This window comes from Streptomyces lydicus, from assembly GCF_004125265.1.
Classification (GTDB): Bacteria; Actinomycetota; Actinomycetes; order Streptomycetales; family Streptomycetaceae; genus Streptomyces; species Streptomyces lydicus_C.
Map to the genome: position 1 here is coordinate 4,646,013 of NZ_RDTE01000003.1, position 20,190 is coordinate 4,666,202.

Here is a 20,190-nt window from a genome sequence, read left to right on the forward strand (position 1 = left end):
GAGTTGGCGTTGCCGTCGGCACGGGACAACGAGGGGATGGGGGAATGGTCGAAAAGAATTCCGAGGAGTACGAGGGCTCGGCCCGCTGGGTCCTCGCCTGCGAACTCCAGCGGTTAAGGGAAGAGTCCGGCAAGTCACTGGCCCAGCTCTCCGAAGAGACCAACTACGACCGCACCTACCTGCACCGCCTGGAGACCGGCGAACGCCTCTCCAAGCGGCCGGTCATGGAGGCCCTGGACCGGGTCTACGGCACGGGCGAGCTGCTGGTGCGGTTGTGGGGGCTGGCGCGACTGGATGCCTTCAAGGACAAGTACCGGGAGTTCATGAGGCTTGAGGCGAAGGCGACGATCTTGCATACGTATGCGAGTGCCATCCCTGGATTGCTGCAGACCGAGGACTTCGCACGAGTGGTGCTGTCGTCGGTGGTCGCGCCCATAAGCCCCGACTCGATCGAGGAGGACGTTGCTGCCCGAATGGGCAGGCAGGAGTTGCTGCAGCGTCACCGGCCGCCGCATGTGCGCGTCATCCTCGATGAGTCGGCGCTGCGGCGACCGGTGCGCGACCCTGCCATCTGGCGTGGCCAGCTGGTACGGATTTCGGAGGCCGCCAAGTCGCCGCACGTGACCGTTCAGGTGCTTCCGTTCTCTGCTGGAGTGCATAGCCTGATGGGTGGTTCGCTCTGGCTCTTGTGGATGGCAGACGGTGGAGCTGTTGCCTACCTGGAAGGCAACAGGTCGGGCGAACTGTTCGAAGAGCCAGAAGAAGTTGGGCAATATCGCCTGTTCTACGATCGGCTCCGCGACGAGGCCCTCTCGCCGTCTGATTCAGCAGCGTTCATCGAGCAGTTGGTGGAGGACAGCAGACCATGAAGACAGCGAGCGACCTGGTCGAGCCCGTGTGGCGCAAGAGCAGCTACAGCGATGGCGGAGCCGACAACTGCGTCGAGGTTTCCGACGGTTTCCCTGGTGCCGTGCCGGTCCGTGACAGCAAGTACCCGACCGGTGGTGTGCTGCTGTTTCCGGCCGAGGCTTGGTCGGCGTTCATAGCCACCGTGAAGGCTGAGCATCTGAGCTGAGAACAGCGGGAGGGCAGGTCAGCCGTGAAGAGGGTCCTGAACCCGGCCGCCATCGCGTGGCGTAAGAGCAGCTACAGCGACGGTGGAGCCAACAACTGCGTTGAGGTTGCAGACGGCCTCCCCGGGGCCGTCCCCGTACGCGACAGCAAGACCCCGACCGGTGGTGTGCTGGTCTTTCCGGCCGCTGTCTGGTCGGCGTTCGTAGCCATTGTGAAGGCTGAGCATCTGAGCTGACGACTAAGGGGAGGGCAGCAATCCATGAAGACGGTCCTTGATCTGACTGCCACCGTGTGGCGTAAGAGCAGCTACAGCGACGGAGGAGACAACAACTGCGTCGAGGTCTCCGACAGCCTTCGCGGTGCCGTCCCCGTCCGTGACAGCAAGAACCCGACCGGTGGTGTGCTGCTGTTTCCGACCGAGGCCTGGTCGGCCTTCATAGGTGGCGTGATGGCTGACCGGCTCCGCTGAGGTGACTGGAGGGCAGGAAGCTATGGAGACGATTCTCGACCTGGCAGGTGTGGCTTGGCGCAAGAGCAGCTACAGCGATGGGGGTGACGGTAACTGCGTTGAGGTCTCCGACGGCGTCCCTGGCGCTGTCCCTGTCCGTGACAGCAAGAACCCGACCGGCGGCGTGCTGCTCTTCCCGGCTGAGGCGTGGTCATCGTTCATAGCCACAGTCAAGGTGAACCAATTGAGCTGAGGACAAACGGAGGGCGCAAGCCGTGAAGAAGGTCTCGAACCGGGCCGCCATCGAGTGGCGCAAGAGCAGCTACAGCAATGGCGGCGACGCCAACTGCGTCGAGGTCTGCGGAGGCTTCCCCGGCGTCGTCCCGGTCCGTGACAGCAAGGACCCGACCGGTGGTGCGCTGCTCTTCCCGGCCGCGGCCTGGTCGGCCTTCATCGCCACTGTGAAGGGGGACGCATGGACTGGGGAACGCTTCTCGCGACGTTGAGCGGTGGGGTCATCGCGATCTCCGGGACCGTTCTCGCCGATCGTCTGCGCCATCGCCGCGAGGGGGAACGCACCAGTGAGGCCCGGCGGCGGGCGGTGTACATCGAGTTCATCACCGCTGCCGGGGTCGGGCATGCGCGGCTGCGGCAGATCGCGCAGAGCCCGGAGGCGAAGGCCGACCCGGCCGCCGCCGTCCGCGCGGCGCTGAGTGACGCCGGGATCCATGAGGTGCGTGAGCGGCTGTTCATCGACGCGACGACTGACATCGCCGGCGCCGGGCAGGCGATGTTCGAGCGGCTGCGCGGTCTTCAGCGCGTGGTCGGTGAGGGCGCCCGGCAGACGTCGCTGCGTTCCACGACGCCTACCCCCCGTATCTCGACGCCGTCTGGGCTTATCGCGTGGCGGTGCGCGAAGAACTTGAGGGCGCGTCCTTCGGCCCGGCGGCCTTCGGGTGGGAGGAGTGGGACGGCACGGACCGGTGTGTGGTCTGCCGTCGTGAGGAGGCGGCCGCCGGGGCCTGAACAAAGCCCGGGGCGTCGCCTTCGACCTCGTCCGCCAGAAGGGCAGTCACCAAACCTGGGTGTGCGGCAACACTCGCGTCGTGATCCCCAAGCACGCCGAAGTCAACGAACTCACCGGTCAGGGCATCTGCAAGACGCTCGAACCGGAACTCGGAGAAGGGTGGTGGCGATGACTTCCTACCGTGTGACAGCGCGCCGCGCGGGTGAATGGTGGGCCCTTGAGGTCCCGGACCTTCCGGGGGTGTTCAGCCAGGCCAAGCGCCTCGACAAGGCAGATGAGGCAGCCCGCGAGGCCATCGCCGTCATGCTCGATGTCGAAACCGAGGACGTCGAGGTGAGGATCGAGCCGGTGCTGCCGCGGGAGGCTTCAGTTGCAGACAGAAGCGTTGTCGCAGGCGACGTCTATGGCCATGATCGAGCAGTTGCGAAAGGGTGTCCCGTGACGACCGAATCTCCCCGCTGGTTCAAGTCCTCCTACAGCGGCAACGGTGGCCAGTGCATCGAGGTCGCTGCCAACATCCCCGGCGCCGTCCCCGTGCGCGACAGCAAGGACCCGCAGGGCCCGGCGCTCACCTTCTCCGCGAACGGCTGGTCGTCGTTCGTCGCTGCCGTCAAGGGTGAGGGGTTCCCTGCCTGAACCCGCAGCAGACCCTGAGTAACCGGCCCTCGCCACGCGGCGGGGGCCGAGGCATTCCGGCCACGGCTGTCTTGGGCTCACTTGTGGGAAGAGCCCCGAAGGCCCGGTGCTGCGCTTTCCGGCCGAGGTGTGGTCGGCGTTCATGGCCACCGTCAAGGCCGATTTATCGCAGGGATGTTGACGGAGCGTAATGCGATTGCGCCACCGTGTGGGCCCCCGTAGCGTGCGGTGTGCGCGGGCGGCGTTGATCTTGCCGACCGCCCACGGGGGAAACGGGGATCACGGGGATGCTCCATCGGGACTGACGTCATGTCATAGGGCTGCGCTGACCGGCGCGGATTCGGTGTGGCCGGTATGACATGAATGCGTCAGCTCCGTCCACCGTCGGCACATCCTGCGCACACGGCATCATGACCAACGGAGGACACCACACCATGCGCATGCGCACCCTCATCACGTCGGCGGCTCTGGCCACCGCACTGTTCGGCGGCTCTGCCGCCCCCGCGATGGCCGCTTCGGCTCCCGCGACAGCCGCGCCGGCTCCCCTGGTGGCCGCGCCGGCCACCGCGAACGGCCCCGGCGTCTTCATCACCAACGGCGACCGCGTGCACATTTCGAGCACCCCGCCGCGTACGGCGTCCGCCCACGCCTGGTGGACCCACGTCAGCGGCCCCGGCACCAAGGCCAAGGTCACCATCTGGCTGCAGATGAAGTCCGGCAGGACGTGGCACTCGGTCGCCAAGAACGCGAAGAACCTCAAGTCCGGCAACGGCGGCAGCGCACGTCGGGTCGTCGCGCGCAAGAAGTGCGCGAACAGCAGCAAGCACCAGTGGCGCACCATGATCGACGTGGACCTCATCGGCGTGGCCGACTCGCCGGAGAAGGCCTACACGAAGCCGGTCACGGTCAAGTGCGGCGTCTGATTGTCTAGTTCTTCCCTTCCCTCCGCTTGATCCAGGAGTACGACCATGAGTGATACCGGTCCGGACGCCACTTTCATCGTGGGACTGCACGGGGTGCTGGACCGGTATCCCTGGATCGACCGGGTGAACGACGAGTTCGACCTCGACGAGGATGTCTTCAGCCTCGCCGTGAAGCGGGCGGCCGCCTACGCGTGGAGCTCCACTGCCCTGACGGACAAACCGGCCGGCAACCTCTGGGACCACAACGACGCGGACGGCGACTGGACGCAGGACGGCCAGGTCCGCCAGCTGGCCTGGCTGCAGTCGTCGCTGCCGCGGCCGGTGCACACCCCGGGCACGAAGCAGCGTGCCCGCCGTCTCCCGATCCTGCCCGTCATCACCGTCCTCTCGGACGCGCTGCGCCGCGTCGGCACCGTCCGCCTCACCGGCACGCATGCCTTGGTGCCGCTGCACCGTGCCGGGGACGCCCGCATCGAACTCGCCGAGGTGGCCGACTGGTTCGCCCTCGCCGACCCGTCCGGCGCGGCCTCGCTGACGGTCACCGTGTCCGCACTGCCGTCGGCGAATCTCGCCGCGCGGGCCGCCGAGATCCGTGAAGCGGCGCTCGAACGCACCTACCGGCACATGACGGTCGAGGCCCTGAAGCCCGCCGGCACGACGACTTCGGGGCTCGCCGGTCCGCTTGCCGGGCAGGTGCAGGCCGAGGGCCTGCGCCGGGTGCTCGCCTTCCGCTGCGGTGTGCGCGAGTGGTCCACGGACGTGGCCGCGTGGACGACGGAGGTGTTCGCGGACTCGATCCGGGCGGTGACGGGACTGTCGGGCCTGATCCTCCTCACGGTCTCTTCGGAGGGCTGAGATCCGCGGGTAGGGGCTGCCTCACGCACCACGCGCGTGTTCAGGGGCCGAGGCCCCTCGGTGGCGTGCCGGGCAGCCCCGGCTCACCCCTCCGGATACCTCCGCGGCGTCCACACGACCTCCGTGCCGTCGTCGCGCCGTACGGCCTGGGTCTGGGACGAGCCGACGATCAGGAGCGTCCGCATGTCGACCTGGGTGGGGTCGAGGTCGGTGAGGTGGACGGTGCGGACGGATTCCTCGGGGCCGCCGATGTCGCGGGCGAGGATGACCGGGGTGTCGGGGGCGCGGTGTTCCAGGAGGAGTTCGCGGGCCTTGCCGACCTGCCAGGTGCGGCTGCGGGAGCCGGGGTTGTAGAGGGCGAGGGCCAGGTCGGCGGAGGCTGCCGCGTGCAGGCGTTCGGCGATGACTTCCCAGGGCTTGAGGCGGTCGGAGAGGGAGATGACCGCGTAGTCGTGGCCCAGTGGGGCGCCGGCGCGGGCGGCGGCGGCGTTGGCGGCGGTGACGCCCGGGAGGACCCGTACGGGGATCGCGCGGTACGGGTCCTGGGAGGCGACCTCCAGGACGGCGGTGGCCATGGCGAAGACGCCGGGGTCGCCGCCGGAGACCACGGCCACCCGGCGGCCGCGGCGGGCCAGGTCGAGGGCGAGTTCGGCGCGTTCGGACTCGACCTTGTTGTCGGAGGCGTGGCGGCGCTGGCCGGGGCGCAGCGGGACGCGGTCGAGGTAGGTGGTGTAGCCGACGAGGTCTTCGGCGGCGGCGAGGGCACCGCGGGACTCGGGGGTCAGCCAGAGGGGGCCGGCCGGGCCGGTGCCGACGACCACGACTTCGCCGGGGAGGGCGGGGGATGCCGATGCCGACGTCGACGCCTTCCCGTCGTCGGTGGTCGGGGAGGCGGGCGTCTCAACGGCAGTGGCAGTGGCAGCGGAATCGGACCCGGCATCGGCACAGGCACCGGGCGAGGCCGTCGCCGGCGGAAGATCCGCGATGCGGCTCGGTACGACGCTGACGGCGAAGTACGGGACCGTCTCGGCGTCGATGTCCGCCAGCTTCTCGGTGCGCTCGCCGGACATCGTGGCGCGCTCGACGTACTGGGCCTCGGGGAGGCGGCCGGAGCGTTCCATGGCGCGGCGGACGGTGGGGAAGGTACGGCCGAGCTTCATGACGACGGCGGTGTCGGTCGAGGCCAGGCGGGCGGTCAACTCCTCCTCCGGGAGCGTGCCGGGGAGGATCGTCAGGACCTCGTCGGCCTCGGCGAGCGGCTTGCCCAGGCGGGCCGCGGCGGCGCTGATGGAGGTGACGCCGGGGATGACCTCGGTCGGGTAGCGGTGCGCCAGCCGCTTGTGCATGTGCTGGTAGGAGCCGTAGAAGAGCGGGTCGCCCTCGGAGATGACGGCGACGGTGCGGCCGGCGTCGAGGTGGGCGGCGAGGCGGGCCGCCGCCGACTCGTAGAACTCGTCCAGCGCGCCCCGGTAGCCGCCGGGGTGGTCGGTCGACTCGGTGGTGACCGGGTAGACCAGCGCCTCCTCGATGTGGTCGGGGCGCAGGTGCGCGGCGGCGATGGAGCGCGCGATCGAGCGTCCGTGCCGGGCGCTGTGGTACGCGATGACATCGGCGGCGGCGATGACCTCGACCGCCCGGACCGTCATGAGGGACGGGTCGCCGGGGCCGAGGCCGACCCCGTAGAGCCGGCCCGGGCCGGCCGTCGCCGCGACGCTGCCGTCACCGGTTGCCTGCTGCTCGCTCACGCTCACTCTTCCTCGCTTGCCATGGCGTTGATCGCGGCCGCGGCCATGGCGCTGCCGCCACGGCGTCCGCGCACCACGAGGTGGTCCAGCTTCGACGGGTGGGCGATCAGCGCGTCCTTGGACTCGGCGGCGCCGATGAAGCCCACGGGTATGCCGATGACGGCGGCCGGGCGGGGCGCGCCTTCCTCGATCATTTCGAGGAACCGGAAGAGGGCGGTGGGGGCGTTGCCGAACGCGACCACGGCGCCTTCCATCCGGTCCCGCCACAGTTCCAGGGCCGCGGCGCTGCGGGTGGTCCCGGTCCGGGCGGCCAGCTCGGGGACCGCGGGGTCGGTGAGCGTGCACAGCACGTCGTTGTCCGCCGGGAGCCGCTTACGGGTGACGCCGCTGGCGACCATGTTGGCGTCGCAGAGGATCGGCGCGCCGGCGCGCAGTGCCGCGCGGCCGCGGGCCACCACCTCGGGGGTGAAGGCCAGATCGCGTACCAGGTCGACCATGCCGCAGGCGTGGATCATGCGGACCGTGACCTGGCTGACGTCGGCGGGCAGGCCGTCGAGGGCCGCCTCGGCGCGGATGGTGGCGAAGGACTGGCGGTAGATCGCCGCCCCGTCCTTCTCGTAGTCGAACGCGGTCACTCTGGCCTCGGGGGTGTCGGGTGCGGGCGGGCTCGGGCGGTTCATGGGACCTGGGTGCAGTTCATGGGACGTGGGTGCAGTTCATGGGACTTCGACGTATTTCGTGGGGCTTCGGGGTGGCTCATGGGGCCGGGGGCGCCGCGGTGCGTGCGGAGGCTGGTGCGGCGGTTGGCGCGGTGTCCGGATCCACCAGTGCTACCCGGTAGCCCTCCGCCGTCGCCAGTACGTCGACCCAGGTGCCGTGCGGGTGCCCGCAGCGGCGTTCGCAGCCGGACCAGTAGACGGGGACGCCCATGGGAGTGAGGGGGAGGCTCAAGGGTGGGACGGGGGCGTCCAAGGGTGGGGAGCCGGTGGGTGCTTCGGCCGGGACGGTCGTGCCGGTGGCGACGGCGGCCGTGGCGTCGGCGCGTACGTCGGTACGGGACTTGGCGCAGCCGGGGCGGCCCGTACAGGCGCCCAGGCGGTGCCAGGGGGAGGCCGGGTCGGTGATCAGGCCGGCGGCGGTGAGCTTCGCCAGCCGGCCCGCTGCCGTGGCGGCCGGCAGTCCGGGCAGGACGATGCCGCGCCAGGGGGTGAGGCGCAGGGCGCCGGAGCCGTCATCGGTCGCGATCGCGGTCAGCAGCCGCCACTGGGCCACCGTCAGCCGGCCCAGCGGGGCCAGGACCGAGAGAGCCCGGTCGCCGTCGGGGCCCTCGACGATGCCGGGGGCGGCGGAGTCGGCGTACGGCGGGGCGTAGGACGGGGCGTACGGCGGAGAGGTACGGGGGGCGGATATGGGCGCTTCGGCCACGTATGCGGCCTCGATGCCCGCCGAGCGCAGTGCCCCCGCCACGTCCCGGGCCGTGAGCCGGTGCCCGTCCGGGAGTTCACGGACCCGCCAGGCGCCGCTGCCGCTCGCCGCGGCGGCGGCCAGGAAGGCCTCGGCGGCGGTGAGCGCGGCCTGCGGTACGTCCGGGCCGGCGATCCGCAGCGCCGCCGGATCGTCGCCGACCCGCAGCAGGGCGCTGCCCGCCGGGCCGGCGCCGTCCCCGGCCGATTCTGCGAGCAAGCTCACATCCCCGCCGAGCGCCGCCACATCGCCCCGCCCGTCGTCCAGAACGAACAGGAAACGGCCGGAGAGGGCGGTCGCGGACTCGCTCGCGCAGAGCAGCGCGTCCAGCTCACGGGCCCACCGTCGCACGTCAGAAGGGGTGTGCCGGTCCAGTCCTGCCAGCGGCGAGGCGAGGATGTTGCGGATGCGTTCGTGGCGTTCGGAGGGCAGCAGGCCGGCGTCGCGCAGCAGCGCGGCGAGGTGGCCGCCACAGTCCTCCGCCAGGCCGCGGAGTTCGGCGTTGCCGCGGGAGGTGAGGGAGAGGTGACCGTCGCCGAGCAGGTCCGCGGCGTCGGCCAGCGCAGTTGCCTGACGCACCGTCAAATCTCCGGCGGGCAGCCGGATGCGGGCGAGGTGGCCGTCGGCGGCCTGGTGCAGCCGCAGCGCTCCCGGGCAGGCGTCACCGCGGTCGCGCCGCGGCGGTGCGGCGGCCTGGGACCGTGTCGAGGGGGAGGGCGGCATGGCCGCGAGCATACCCACGGGGGCGGGCGCCGATCCGGCCCGGATCCGGCCGGGCCCCCGGCCCGCCGTGCGCCTCCCACCCGGCCCGCCGTGCGCCTTCCCGCCGGCCCGCCGCGTGCCCTCCGCCCGGCCGCCGTGCGCCCTCGGCCCGGCCCGCCGCCCACCCTCCGCTCGGGCCCACCGCATGCCCGTCCCCCGTCACGCCGCAGCCCGTCGCAAGGCCCGCTTACCCAGCCAACCCACACCCCTTACCATTCAGGTCGGTGGGCCGTCTGGCCCGCCGGACGCCAGCGACGGCGCAGGGGCTGCGGCCCCGGGGAGGAAGCCCGGTGAGAATCCGGCGCGGTCCCGCCACTGTGAACCCGGCAGCTGCCGGGCGAGCCAGGAACTCCCGCCGTCCTTACGACCACCCGGGGCGCGGACACCCCGAGGAAGGCCTGCGCTCGCATGCTTCTGCTGCTGTCGACCTCCGACACCGACCTGCTCAGTGCCCGCGCGGCCACGGGCCCGGTGCCGTACCGGCTCGCCAACCCCGCCCGGCTCGACGTCGACGGGCTGCCCGCCCTGCTGGAGGGCTGTGACCTCGTCGTCGTACGCCTCCTCGGCGGCATCCGCGCCTGGGAGGAGGGCCTGGAGGTGCTGCTCGCCGAGGACCAGCACCGGCCGGTCGTGGTCCTCACCGGTGAACAGGCCCCCGACGCCCAGCTCATGGAGCAGTCGACGGTCCCGGTCGGCATCGCGGCCGAGGCGCACGCCTACCTCGCGCACGGCGGCCCGGCCAACCTCGGCCAGCTCGCCCGCTTCCTGTCCGACACGGTGCTGCTGACCGGCCACGGCTTCGAGCCGCCGGAGCCCGCCCCGAGCTGGGGTCCGCTGGACTGGGAGCCCCGCAACGCGACCGGCCCGCTGATCGCCGTGCTCTACTACCGCGCGCACCACATGAGCGGCAACACCGGCTTCGTACGGACCCTGTGCGAGCAGATCGAGGCGGCGGGCGGCCGGGCCCGGCCCCTGTTCGTGGCCTCCCTCCGCGCCCCCGAGCCGGAGCTGATCGAGGAGCTGGGGGCCGCCGACGCCCTGGTCACCACCGTCCTCGCGGCGGGCGGCAGCAAGCCCGCCGACGCCTCCGCCGGCGGCGATGACGAGTCGTGGGACGCGGGCGCGCTGGCCGCCCTGGACGTGCCGATCCTGCAGGCCCTGTGCCTGACCGGGCCGCGCAGCGCCTGGGAGGAGAACGACGAGGGCCTGTCGCCGCTGGACGCCGCCTCGCAGATCGCCGTCCCCGAGTTCGACGGCCGGCTGATCACCGTGCCGTTCTCCTTCAAGGAGGTCGACGAGGACGGCCTGCCGGTCTACGTCGCCGACCCCGAGCGCGCCGCCCGGGTCGCCGGGATCGCCGTCCGGCACGCCCGGCTGCGCCACATCCCGGCCGCGGACAAGCGCCTCGCCCTGGTGCTGTCGGCGTACCCGACCAAGCACTCCCGGATCGGCAACGCGGTCGGCCTGGACACCCCGGCCAGCGCCGTGGCCCTGCTGCGCCGCCTGCGCGCGGACGGCTACGACTTCGGCGATGAGAGCGCCGAGCCGGTCCCCGGCCTGGAGTCCGGCGACGGCGACGAGCTGATCTACGCCCTCATCGAGGCCGGCGGCCACGATCAGGAATGGCTCACCGAGGAACAGCTCGCCCGCAACCCGGTCCGCATCCCGGCCGCCGACTACAAGCGCTGGTACGCCACGCTGCCGCAGGAGCTCCGGGACTCCGTCGAGGAGCACTGGGGGCCGCCGCCCGGCGAGATGTTCGTCGACCGCAGCCGCAACCCCGACGGTGACATCGTGCTGGCCGCCCTGCGCCGCGGCAATCTCCTCATCCTCATCCAGCCGCCGCGCGGCTTCGGCGAGAACCCGATCGCGATCTATCACGACCCCGATCTGCCGCCCTCGCACCACTACTTGGCGGCGTACCGCTGGATCGCGGCTTCCGCGGACGACGGCGGGTTCGGCGCGGACGCCATGGTCCACCTGGGCAAGCACGGCAACCTGGAGTGGCTGCCCGGCAAGAACGCCGGCCTGTCCGCGGCCTGCGGTCCGGACGCCGCCCTCGGTGACCTGCCGCTCGTCTACCCCTTCCTGGTCAACGACCCCGGCGAGGGCACCCAGGCCAAGCGCCGGGTCCACGCCACCCTCGTCGACCACCTCGTCCCGCCGATGGCCCGCGCCGAGTCCTACGGCGACATCGCGCGCCTGGAGCAGCTGCTCGACGAGTACGCGGCGATCTCCGCGATGGACCCGGCCAAGCTGCCCGCGATCCGCGCCCAGATCTGGACGCTGATCCAGGCCGCCAAGCTCGACCACGACCTGGGGATGGACGAGCGCCCCGACGACGACGGCTTCGACGACTTCCTGCTGCACGTCGACGGCTGGCTGTGCGAGGTCAAGGACGCCCAGATCCGCGACGGTCTGCACGTCCTGGGCGGCGCCCCGGCCGGTGAGGCACGTGTCAACCTCGTCCTCTCCATCCTGCGCGCCCGGCAGATCTGGGGCGGTACCTCCGCCCTGCCCGGTCTGCGGGAGGCGCTCGGTCTCGACGAGTCCGCGGCCACCCGGACGACCGCCGACGCGGCCGAGGAGACCGCCCGCGGCCTGGTCCAGGCGATGGAGGACGCGGACTGGGACCCGGCGGCGGTTGCCGGTGTCGCCTCGGACCACCCGTCCGCGGTCGCCGACATCCTCGACTTCGCCGCCCGCCAGGTCGTCCCGCGCCTCGCCGCCACCACCGACGAGATCGACCACGCGGTGCACGCGCTGAACGGCGGCTTCGTGCCGGCCGGGCCCTCGGGCTCCCCGCTGCGCGGCCTGGTCAACGTCCTGCCGACGGGCCGGAACTTCTACTCCGTCGACCCCAAGGCCGTCCCCTCCCGCCTCGCCTGGGAGACCGGCCAGGCGCTCGCCGACTCCCTGCTGGAGCGCTACCGCACCGACAACGGCGACTGGCCGCAGTCGGTCGGACTGTCCCTGTGGGGCACCAGCGCGATGCGGACCAGCGGCGACGACGTGGCCGAGGCCCTGGCCCTGCTGGGCGTCCGCCCCGTATGGGACGACGCCTCGCGCCGGGTCAACGGCCTGGAGCCGATCGACCTCGCCGAGCTCGGCCGCCCCCGTATCGATGTCACCCTGCGCATCTCCGGCTTCTTCCGCGATGCGTTCCCGCACGTCATCGGCCTGCTCGACGACGCCGTCCGGCTGGTCGCCGGTCTGGACGAGCCCGCGGAGTCCAACTTCGTGCGCGCCCACGCCCAGGCCGACCTGGCCGCGCACGGCGACGAGCGCCGCGCCACCACCCGCATCTTCGGCTCCCGCCCGGGGACGTACGGCGCGGGCCTGCTCCAGCTGATCGACTCCCGCGACTGGCGCACCGACGCCGACCTCGCCGAGGTCTACACCGTCTGGGGCGGCTACGCCTACGGCCGCGGTCTCGAAGGCCGCCCGGCCCGGGACGAGATGGAGACCGCCTACAAGCGCATCGCGGTCGCCGCCAAGAACACCGACACCCGTGAGCACGACATCGCGGACTCCGACGACTACTTCCAGTACCACGGCGGCATGGTCGCCACCGTCAAGGCGCTCAAGGGCAAGGCCCCCGAGGCGTACATCGGGGACTCCACCCGCCCCGAGACGGTCCGCACCCGCACCCTGGTCGAGGAGACCTCCCGGGTCTTCCGCGCCCGGGTGGTCAACCCCCGCTGGATCGAGGCGATGCGCCGCCACGGCTACAAGGGCGCCTTCGAACTCGCCGCCACCGTGGACTACTTGTTCGGCTACGACGCCACCACGGGCGTGGTCGCGGACTGGATGTACGACAAGCTCGCCCAGACCTACGTCCTCGACCCCGAGAACCGTGACTTCCTCCAGGAAGCCAACCCCTGGGCCCTGCACGGCATCGCCGAACGCCTCCTGGAGGCCGAGTCCCGCGGGATGTGGGAGAAGCCGGACGCCGAGACGCTGGCGGCGCTGCGGCAGGCGTTCCTGGAGACCGAAGGGGAGCTGGAGGGGGAGGACTGACGGACGCGGGGGCGGGCGGCGGAGCACCGCCGCGCTGCCCGGGGCCCGCCCGATGCCGCGGTATCCGGTATCAGGCGGGCTTCGCTGTTCGCCGTGCTGTCTCTCCGGTCCGCGGCGCTGTCCCCGGCCCCACGCGGTGCTGCCCGCCCCACAGCGATGCTCTGCCCCGGGTGCGGCCCGCGGGCGCCGGTGCGAGGATTTTTGTGGGGGCGGTGGCTGTGCTGCCCCTGGGCGGATGAGGAGGCTTCCGGTGACCGGCACGAAGACATGGAACGCCGAGATCAGCATCACCGAGACCGACAACGAGGTCCGGGCCGAGGCCAGGCTGCGCGGCAAGGAGGGCGGGCAGCTGGTCGGCGAGGGGGAGGCCCGCTGTAACCCCGCCGACGAGAACGTCCCGGCCATCGGGGACGAGCTGGCGGTGTCACGGGCGATGTCGGACCTCAGCCATCAGCTGCTGCAGCGCGCCGCACACGACATCGAAGTGCACACGGCCCGGCCGGTGGAACGCCTGCGCGCCTGAGTCCCGTGCGCGAGCGGCGCTGTTCTCAGGTCATCTCTGCTCTCAGGGCGTCCCTCATCTCAGGGCATCCCTCACGGCATCTCCGCCGGGAAGTCCGGTCCGATCGTCAGCGTCACCGCGCCCGGTGCCGCGCCGGCCGACTCCGTGGCCTTGGTGCCGGGGAGGCGGGAGGACAGCACCTCGCTCTGCGTCTTGAGCGCGGCCGGGTAGCTGACGGTGGTCTTGTCCGTCGCCGGGGCGTTGCCGGTGCCGACGACCGTGAAGCCGAGCTTGCGCAGCTGGTCGGCGGCGGAGGCGGCCCGGCCGGGTACGCCGGTGCCGTTGAGGACGCGGACCTGCACGGAGTGGGCGGTGACCGGGTTCTTGGCGGCCTCGGCGAGCTTCTTCTTCCCGGCGGCGCCGATCTCGCGGTCGTGCGCGAGGTCGCTGAAGAGCTGACCGGCCTGCGGGTACTGCCACACGACGTTGGCCTTGTCGGTCGGGACGTCGGACTCGCGGTAGTAGTTGGGGACGGTCAGGAAGGTGAGGCGGTCGGTGGGGATGTCCTTGACGGTCGCGGCCAGGTCGTAGAGCGGCTTGATACCGGCCAGGGCGCTGTCGGTGGTGAGGGACTTGGTGGCCGAGTCCAGGAAGCCGTAGAGCTCGCCGGGGCTGGTGAGCTTGGACTGGGCCTTGGCGCCCAGGGCCTTCATGAACTCCTGCTGGCGGCCGATGCGGCCGAGGTCGGAGCCGTCGCCGACGCTGTAGCGGGTGCGGACGTAGCCGAGCGCCTTCTCGTCCTGGACGTTCTGGCAGCCCGCCTTCATGTCGAGATGGGCCTTCTTGTCGTGGATGGCGTGCTTGGGGCAGACCTCTATGCCGCCCAGCGCGTTGACCATGCCCTTGAAGCCCTGGAAGTCGACCGAGGTGAAGTGGTCGATGCGCAGGCCGGTGTTCTTCTCGACGGTCTTGATGGTGCAGGCCGCGGCCTTGCGGATGTCGCCGGAGTCACCGCCGATCGAGAACGCCTCGTTGATCTTGAAGTGGTGCGGGGACGACTTCGAGCCGTTGCCCCGGGTGCAGGCGGGGATCTGCACCCAGGAGTCGCGGGGGAAGGACAGCGCGGTGGCCCACTTACGGTCGGCGGCGATGTGCAGCACCATCAGCGTGTCCGACTGCATGGTGGTGAGGTTCCTGCCGTATTTGGCGTTGGCACCCGCGCGGCTGTCGGAGCCGACGACCAGGATGTTCTTGGAGCCGGGGCTGAGGTTGACCGGCCGGGCGCCGTCGACCCCGATGTCCACGCCGTGGATGTTGCCGTCCAGCTGCTGGTAGACCCACGCCCCGACGCCGGCCGTGCCGAGCAGCAGCACGCCGAGCACGCCACCGGTCCAGGCGAGGATGCGGCCGCGGCGGGTCATCCGCAGCTTGCCCGTACCGGCCGCGGTACCGGAGGCGTCGCCGGCTCTACGGGGCCTTCTGCGGGTGGTACGCGCAGTTCCGTCAGTGGTGCGGGACGTCCCTCCCGAGGTGCGGGACGTTCCGGATGCGCCGCCGGTGCCCCGCCGGGCCGTCTGCTGGTGCGTCTGCCTGTCATGCACGCCGATGGCCCTTCTGGTCCTTCTGATACTGGTGAGGCGAGCGGTGCTCTAGGGGGGAGGGCACGGCAGCGGCGGCCAACGGAGTCGGCAGTGCTGACGGTGCCGGCGGCGTTGACGGTGCTGTCAGTGCTGACGGTGGTGTCAGCGTCGGCTGTGGCGGCAGGGGAGGGCGGGTCAGATGCCGGTGCCGGGCAGCAGCAGGATGGACTCGGGGTCGAAACGCAGCCACTGCGGACACGCGCTCGCACTGCCGGGCAGGGTGCGCAGCCGGCACCACAGCTCGCCCGCGCCGTCCGTCCACCAGGCGTTGATCCGGCCCAATGCCCATGTGCCGTCCGGGTATTGGACCTCCACCGGCTGGTAAACCCATCGCACCTCCGCCTCAGGGGGCGGGCAGTCCCAGGTCAGGAGTCCGCACCTCGTTGCCATCTCCCCCTCGGGCCGCGCCTGTTGCACAGGTGCGCGCCACTGTACCGGGAAGATCTACAGTGTTGTAGAAGTTGCCCGGTACGAGGTACGCACCGCGCGGGTGCGCCGTGCGTGCCCCGTGAGGGTCAAGGGTCAGTGTGCCCCTAGAGGGGCGTTGCTGCCTTCAGAACAACGAACAGCGCTACCGCGGCGTTGAGCGCGGAGACGGCGGAGGCGGCCGTGCCCGCCGCGGCGACCAGGGCCGCCAGACCGGCCGGGGTCAGCGCCGGCGGCCAGTGGCGGGCCGGCGGCACGGGCCCGAGCAGCGCCACCACTCGGCGCGGCACCGGCCCCGGTTCGGGCGCCGCGAAGTGCGCCAGCCCGGGTTCCGGCGCGGACCGGGTGACCAGCGCCGCCTTGCCCACCGCACGCGCGGTCAGCCGCCGGTCGCCGACCACCTGCGCCGCTTCCTCGTCCGCCCAGCGCTCGGTGGCGAAGGCGACCGCGGAACGCAGCGGCAGCAGCAGCGGGTTGACGCAGCCGGCCAGGCGTACGGCGAGCAGGTAGCGGTGGTGGCGGCAGCGCAGATGGGCGCGCTCATGGGCGAACAGGGCCCGCCGCTCGTCGCCGTCCAGGCTGCGCAGCATCCCGCGGGAGACCGCGACCCGGCCGGGCCTGGCGGGCCGTCCGGGGCGGGCCGGGGTGCCGGGCACGGCGTAGGCGTAGGGCTCGTCGTCCGGCAGCACCGCGGGATCGGCGTCGGCCGGCAGCCCGTTCAGTGCACGGTGGGTACGGGCCCGGATGCGGCGGTGCCGGCGCAGCGCCGCGCCGCACGTGGCGAGCGCGGCGGCCAGCAGCGGGATCGCGGCGACGCCCGCGACCTCGGCGAACGGGACCGCGGCCCGCACCCGGGGGTCCGACCAGCCGTCGGGCAGTGGGTTGCCGCGCAGTTGGGCGGTGCCGACGACCACCAGCAGGCCCAGGCACAGCGTGCTGCACAGGCCGAGCACCGCGGCGAGCAGGGTCAGCAGGCGGGTGGTGGCGCGGGGGTGGAGGTGCTGCTCGGCGAGCCGGGCGATCGGCAGGGCGGTGAGCGGCAGGACGAGCGGCAGGAACACGAAGACGCCCACCGGTCAGCCTCCGCGCGCTTCGTCCGAGGGGCGGTGTGGGGCGGGGGGTGTGGCGGTGCCTGCCGTCGTGGGGCCGTCGGCCGTCGCGGTGTCCTCGGCCGTCGTGGGGTTCTCGCCGGCCGTGGGGTCCTCTGTCGCCTCGCGGTCGAGGAGGGTGCGCAGCAGTTGCTCGTCGTGGGTGGAGAGCGCGGAGACGAAGCTGGTGAGTACGGCGTCCCGGTCCGGTTCGCCGTCCAGGACGCGGCGCATCCGCAGCGCGGCGAGCCCGGCCTCGTCGGCGGCCGGGGTCCAGAGGTAGGCACGGCCGGACCGCTCGCGGGTGACGGCCTGCTTGGCGTGCAGCCGGGAGAGGATCGTCATCACGGTCGTGTACGCGAGGTCGTCGCCGAGCCGTTCCTGTACCCAGGCTGCGGTGACCGGCCCGGGCGCGTGGTGCAGCGCGGCCAGCACCTGGGCCTCCAGCTGGCCCTGCCCCCGTCTGCGGGCGCGTTCCCGTCCGGCGCCGCCGAAGTTCCCGAAGGCCTTCCCGCCCATGCCGTTGCCTCCCGTCGTTCCGGGTGTCCCGCCGGCCGGGACGTCGGGGCATCTTACTGAGCGGCCGGACCGGGGCGGCGTGCCGAGGGCTCCGGGTCCGGGCGGATCGCCGAGCGGCCGGTTCCGCGACGGCGCTCCGCTCGCACCGTCGCCGGACGCCACCGACCCCGGCCGCTAACTTCTACACTCCTGTAGATTTTGAGGCTCACCCGGAATGCAGGCAACACCTGGAGGGAAGCCATGGGAGTCTCGCTGGCCAAGGGCGGCAACGTCTCGCTGTCGAAGGAAGCGCCCGGACTGACCGCGGTCACGGTCGGCCTCGGCTGGGATGTACGGACGACGACGGGCGCGGACTACGACCTGGATGCCAGTGCGCTGCTGTGCACCGAGGCGGGCAAGGTCGTCTCCGACGCCCACTTCGTCTTCTACAACAACCTCACCAGCCCCGATGGCTCGGTGCGGCACACCGGCGACAACCTGACCGGCGAGGGCGAGGGGGACGACGAGTCCGTCGAGGTCACGCTGTCCACGGTGCCCGCCGAGGTCGCCAAGATCGTCTTCCCGGTCTCCATCCACGACGCGGAGAGCCGGGGGCAGAGCTTCGGCCAGGTCCGCAACGCCTTCATCCGCGTCGTCAACCAGGCGGACGGGACGGAGCTGGCCCGCTACGACCTGAGCGAGGACGCTTCGACCGAGACCGCGATGGTCTTCGGTGAGCTCTACCGGAACGGTGCGGAGTGGAAATTCCGCGCCGTGGGCCAGGGGTACGCATCCGGCCTGGCGGGCATCGCGGCGGACTTCGGAGTCAACGTCTGAGCCGCTGACTCCGGTGCCGGTTCCGGCGCCGGTGCGGGGCGGGTGCGGGTGCGGGGACGGGTGAGGGCACCCGGCCGGCCCCCGTGCCCTCTCGACCATATCCCTCCACAACGGGAGGTACCGGTCCCCCGCGGGGTACCTTGGAATCACCGGAACGCCGAAGGATGCCGAGGGCGCCGAGGGTGCCTGGGGACGCCCAGGGAGCCCGGGGATGCGCGCATTCGGTGAGGTGAGCACCATGCAGACTCTGTGGACCGTGATCGTGCTGCTGGCGCTGGTAGCGCTGGGGGCGCTGTTCATCGCCCGGGTCAACGCCCAGGGAACCGGACGGATGGCCCCCCACCGCTACGCGGACTGGAAGCAGTCGCTGCGGAACCGGAAGCACAAGCACCCGGACGATCACGACGACGCCCACCCCGGACCGCCGACGGCCGGATCGCCGGCAGTGGGCCCACCGGCGGCCGGCCCACCGACGCCACCGGACAAGGCAGGTGGCGACCCGTGACGTCCACCGCCCGAGGCGACCCGTCGGCACCGGACTACGACGGCACCTCCCCGTTCCCCGACAGCGGCACCGAGCCGACGCCGACGCCCGGCCGCCGGATGTACGTCACGGTGACCGCCCTCATAGTCATCGCCCCCTTCGTCGGCCTGGCCGTCGCCATCCCCCTCCTCTGGGGCAGCGTCGTCCACCTCACCGACCTCGTTCTGCTGGCCGTCTTCTACGTCATCAGCGGCCTGGGCGTCACCATCGGCTTCCACCGCGGCCTCACCCACGGCAGCTATACCGCCACCCCCGCACTGCGTATCGCGCTCGCCCTCGCCGGCTCGCTCAGCTTCCAAGGCGATGTCATCGACTGGGTCGCCACCCACCGCCGTCACCACGCCTACACCGACCGGCCCGGCGACCCGCACTCCCCGTATCGCTACGGCACCAGCCTGCGCGGTCAGCTGCGCGGACTGGTGCACTCGCACATCGGCTGGCTGTTCGGCAACGACCCCACCTCGCACCGGCGCTATGCGCCCGATCTGCTCGCCGACCCCGGGATCCGCGCGGTCGACCGGGCGTTCCCGCTGCTGTGCCTGCTCACCCTCGCCCTGCCGTTCGGGCTGGGCTGGGCGCTCGGCGGCTCCTGGGTCACCGCCCTGACCGCCCTGCTGTGGGCCGGGTTCATCCGGATCGCGCTGTTGCACCACGTCACCTGGAGCGTCAACTCGCTCTGCCATGTCATCGGCGAGCGGCCGTTCCGCACCCGGCGCCACGACCGGGCGACCAACCTGTGGCCCCTGGCCCTGCTGTCGTTCGGTGAGAGCTGGCACAACCTGCACCACGCCGACCCGACCTGTGCCCGGCACGGCGTCGACCGCGGTCAGCTCGATGTGTCCGCCGCCGTCATCCGGCTCTTCGAACGTCTCGGCTGGGTCCGGGACGTGCGCTGGCCCGACCCGGCACGGGTGGCGGACCGCCGCGTCAGGAGCACCGCATGACCACCGCAGGGGATCCCCACGCGGCCCCTCCCCGCCACCACGCGCCTCACACGCCACCGCTCGTCGCCCGCCTGACCATCGCCCCGCACACCGATACGGTGCGGTGCATCGACGGTGTCTGGTGGCCCCACTCGGCAGACCTGCTGGCCGAACTCCCCGAGCTGCTGGCCGCGCTCCCCTTCGACTGGCCCCGGATCACCCACGCCACGGTGAACGGCGCCCCCTGGTCCGCCCTCCCCGCCCACACCCTCGTCGAAGGCCATGTCGTCCGCCTCCGCCGAACCACCGGCCGCCCCGGCCCCGACACCATCTGTCTGGTCTCCCCCGGACACGGCCGCTGGGACCTGCTGATCATCCCGCCCAGCACCCCCGAACCGGAGGCCGTGCACATGATGGCGGAAATGGCCCGCACGGGGGAGCTGACACCGGCCTGAGCGGGCCCAAGGGCCAATGCGCTGCATGGGCTGCATGGGGCTGCCCCATCCCAACGGGCAGTAGGCCACGGCCGTTTCACGTGAAACGACGGCACCGCCCGAAGATCTCTCCCTCTTCCACGGCGAAGGAGACCTCGTCGACCACGGCCCGGCCCCCGTAGACCTTGCGCAGCCCGGTGACTTCGATGATTGCCATAACGCGAGAATCCGCCCTGCGCACCCGGTGGCACATCGCCCAACCCGCTCGGAACGGCATCAACCGATCGGTTGACCGGCGGCTGCGGCCCGCCGCCGGCCTGCCGTCCGACGGCTGTGGCTACTGC

General features: G+C 71.9%; 22 protein-coding genes, 2 pseudogenes and 1 riboswitch. Of the genes and pseudogenes, 16 read left to right on the forward strand and 8 right to left on the reverse strand.

Annotated elements, in window-relative coordinates; genetic code table 11:
* Positions 1-44: 44 nt before the first annotated feature.
* The 10 genes and pseudogenes from D9V36_RS22760 to D9V36_RS22815 all read left to right on the forward strand — a co-directional run bounded on the left by D9V36_RS22760 (position 45) and on the right by D9V36_RS22815 (position 4,963).
* Entirely contained in the window at positions 45-869 is an 825-nt protein-coding gene (locus tag D9V36_RS22760) for a helix-turn-helix domain-containing protein (RefSeq protein ID WP_129295410.1), read from the forward strand.
* The gene (locus D9V36_RS22765) at positions 866-1,075 is read left to right on the forward strand and encodes a DUF397 domain-containing protein (RefSeq protein ID WP_129295411.1); all 210 of its coding nucleotides are present in this window, start codon (positions 866-868) and stop codon (positions 1,073-1,075) included. Before D9V36_RS22760 ends, D9V36_RS22765 begins: the two co-directional genes overlap by 4 nt.
* 24 nt (positions 1,076-1,099) lie before the next feature.
* Entirely contained in the window at positions 1,100-1,309 is a 210-nt protein-coding gene (locus tag D9V36_RS22770) for a DUF397 domain-containing protein (RefSeq protein WP_129295412.1), read from the forward strand.
* A 24-nt stretch (positions 1,310-1,333) separates the two neighbouring features.
* The gene (locus D9V36_RS22775) at positions 1,334-1,543 is read left to right on the forward strand and encodes a DUF397 domain-containing protein (protein WP_129295413.1); all 210 of its coding nucleotides are present in this window, start codon (positions 1,334-1,336) and stop codon (positions 1,541-1,543) included.
* A 22-nt stretch (positions 1,544-1,565) separates the two neighbouring features.
* Complete coding sequence (locus D9V36_RS22780) at positions 1,566-1,775, forward strand: DUF397 domain-containing protein (RefSeq protein ID WP_129295414.1); 210 nt, start codon at positions 1,566-1,568, stop codon at positions 1,773-1,775.
* Positions 1,776-1,797: 22 nt separating this feature from the next.
* Positions 1,798-2,028, forward strand: coding sequence for a DUF397 domain-containing protein (locus D9V36_RS22785; RefSeq protein ID WP_129295415.1), 231 nt, complete (start codon positions 1,798-1,800; stop codon positions 2,026-2,028).
* A 959-nt stretch (positions 2,029-2,987) separates the two neighbouring features.
* Complete coding sequence (locus D9V36_RS22800; protein WP_129298609.1) at positions 2,988-3,185, forward strand: DUF397 domain-containing protein; 198 nt, start codon at positions 2,988-2,990, stop codon at positions 3,183-3,185.
* Positions 3,186-3,279: 94 nt separating this feature from the next.
* Positions 3,280-3,366, forward strand: a pseudogene (locus D9V36_RS43100) (DUF397 domain-containing protein); the annotation flags it as partial.
* A 229-nt stretch (positions 3,367-3,595) separates the two neighbouring features.
* Entirely contained in the window at positions 3,596-4,108 is a 513-nt protein-coding gene (locus D9V36_RS22810) for a hypothetical protein (RefSeq protein ID WP_241720987.1), read from the forward strand.
* Positions 4,109-4,153: 45 nt separating this feature from the next.
* Complete coding sequence (locus tag D9V36_RS22815) at positions 4,154-4,963, forward strand: hypothetical protein (protein WP_129295416.1); 810 nt, start codon at positions 4,154-4,156, stop codon at positions 4,961-4,963.
* Between the two features lie 83 nt (positions 4,964-5,046).
* Here D9V36_RS22815 and D9V36_RS22820 read toward each other — a convergent pair whose 3' ends face one another.
* The 3 genes from D9V36_RS22820 to cobG all read right to left on the reverse strand — a co-directional run bounded on the left by D9V36_RS22820 (position 5,047) and on the right by cobG (position 8,895).
* Positions 5,047-6,714, reverse strand: a complete 1,668-nt coding sequence (locus tag D9V36_RS22820) for a precorrin-2 C(20)-methyltransferase (RefSeq protein WP_129295417.1) — start codon at positions 6,712-6,714, stop codon at positions 5,047-5,049.
* Positions 6,711-7,388, reverse strand: coding sequence for a precorrin-8X methylmutase (locus D9V36_RS22825; RefSeq protein WP_129295418.1), 678 nt, complete (start codon positions 7,386-7,388; stop codon positions 6,711-6,713). Before D9V36_RS22825 ends, D9V36_RS22820 begins: the two co-directional genes overlap by 4 nt.
* Positions 7,389-7,464: 76 nt before the next feature.
* Positions 7,465-8,895 carry a precorrin-3B synthase gene (gene cobG / locus D9V36_RS22830; protein WP_241720988.1) on the reverse strand — a complete coding sequence of 477 codons (1,431 nt, stop codon included), beginning with the start codon at positions 8,893-8,895 and terminating at the stop codon, positions 7,465-7,467.
* A gap of 318 nt (positions 8,896-9,213) precedes the next feature.
* A riboswitch (cobalamin riboswitch) is annotated at positions 9,214-9,286 on the forward strand.
* Positions 9,287-9,342: 56 nt separating this feature from the next.
* Here cobG and cobN point away from each other — a divergent pair.
* Together cobN and D9V36_RS22840 are read left to right on the forward strand one after the other, a co-directional pair.
* Positions 9,343-12,954, forward strand: coding sequence for a cobaltochelatase subunit CobN (gene cobN / locus D9V36_RS22835; protein WP_129295419.1), 3,612 nt, complete (start codon positions 9,343-9,345; stop codon positions 12,952-12,954).
* A 250-nt stretch (positions 12,955-13,204) separates the two neighbouring features.
* Positions 13,205-13,477: a DUF1876 domain-containing protein gene (locus D9V36_RS22840; RefSeq protein WP_206739718.1), complete on the forward strand. Its 273-nt coding sequence runs from the start codon at positions 13,205-13,207 to the stop codon at positions 13,475-13,477.
* 71 nt (positions 13,478-13,548) lie between these two features.
* Here D9V36_RS22840 and D9V36_RS22845 read toward each other — a convergent pair whose 3' ends face one another.
* The 4 genes from D9V36_RS22845 to D9V36_RS22860 form a co-directional block, all read right to left on the reverse strand.
* Entirely contained in the window at positions 13,549-14,877 is a 1,329-nt protein-coding gene (locus D9V36_RS22845) for an LCP family protein (RefSeq protein WP_129298613.1), read from the reverse strand.
* Positions 14,878-15,231: 354 nt separating this feature from the next.
* Complete coding sequence (locus tag D9V36_RS22850; protein ID WP_241720989.1) at positions 15,232-15,486, reverse strand: hypothetical protein; 255 nt, start codon at positions 15,484-15,486, stop codon at positions 15,232-15,234.
* A gap of 143 nt (positions 15,487-15,629) precedes the next feature.
* Positions 15,630-16,595 carry a M56 family metallopeptidase gene (locus tag D9V36_RS22855; RefSeq protein WP_129295421.1) on the reverse strand — a complete coding sequence of 322 codons (966 nt, stop codon included), beginning with the start codon at positions 16,593-16,595 and terminating at the stop codon, positions 15,630-15,632.
* 3 nt (positions 16,596-16,598) lie between these two features.
* Positions 16,599-17,129, reverse strand: a complete 531-nt coding sequence (locus D9V36_RS22860; protein WP_129295422.1) for a BlaI/MecI/CopY family transcriptional regulator — start codon at positions 17,127-17,129, stop codon at positions 16,599-16,601.
* Between the two features lie 240 nt (positions 17,130-17,369).
* Between D9V36_RS22860 and D9V36_RS22865 the strand changes: the two genes are divergently transcribed.
* From D9V36_RS22865 to D9V36_RS22880, 4 genes are all read left to right on the forward strand, one after another.
* Positions 17,370-17,945, forward strand: a complete 576-nt coding sequence (locus tag D9V36_RS22865; protein ID WP_129295423.1) for a TerD family protein — start codon at positions 17,370-17,372, stop codon at positions 17,943-17,945.
* Positions 17,946-18,156: 211 nt separating this feature from the next.
* On the forward strand, positions 18,157-18,450 hold the full coding sequence (locus D9V36_RS22870) for a hypothetical protein (RefSeq protein ID WP_129295424.1): 294 nt from the start codon (positions 18,157-18,159) through the stop codon (positions 18,448-18,450).
* On the forward strand, positions 18,447-19,433 hold the full coding sequence (locus D9V36_RS22875; protein WP_129295425.1) for an acyl-CoA desaturase: 987 nt from the start codon (positions 18,447-18,449) through the stop codon (positions 19,431-19,433). Before D9V36_RS22870 ends, D9V36_RS22875 begins: the two co-directional genes overlap by 4 nt.
* Positions 19,430-19,867 carry a DUF5994 family protein gene (locus D9V36_RS22880; RefSeq protein ID WP_129295426.1) on the forward strand — a complete coding sequence of 146 codons (438 nt, stop codon included), beginning with the start codon at positions 19,430-19,432 and terminating at the stop codon, positions 19,865-19,867. The genes D9V36_RS22875 and D9V36_RS22880 overlap by 4 nt, the downstream gene beginning before the upstream one ends.
* 97 nt (positions 19,868-19,964) lie before the next feature.
* Here the strand turns inward: D9V36_RS22880 and D9V36_RS22885 are convergent.
* Positions 19,965-20,063 (reverse strand): annotated as a pseudogene (locus D9V36_RS22885) (ABC transporter ATP-binding protein); the annotation flags it as partial.
* Positions 20,064-20,190: the final 127 nt, after the last annotated feature.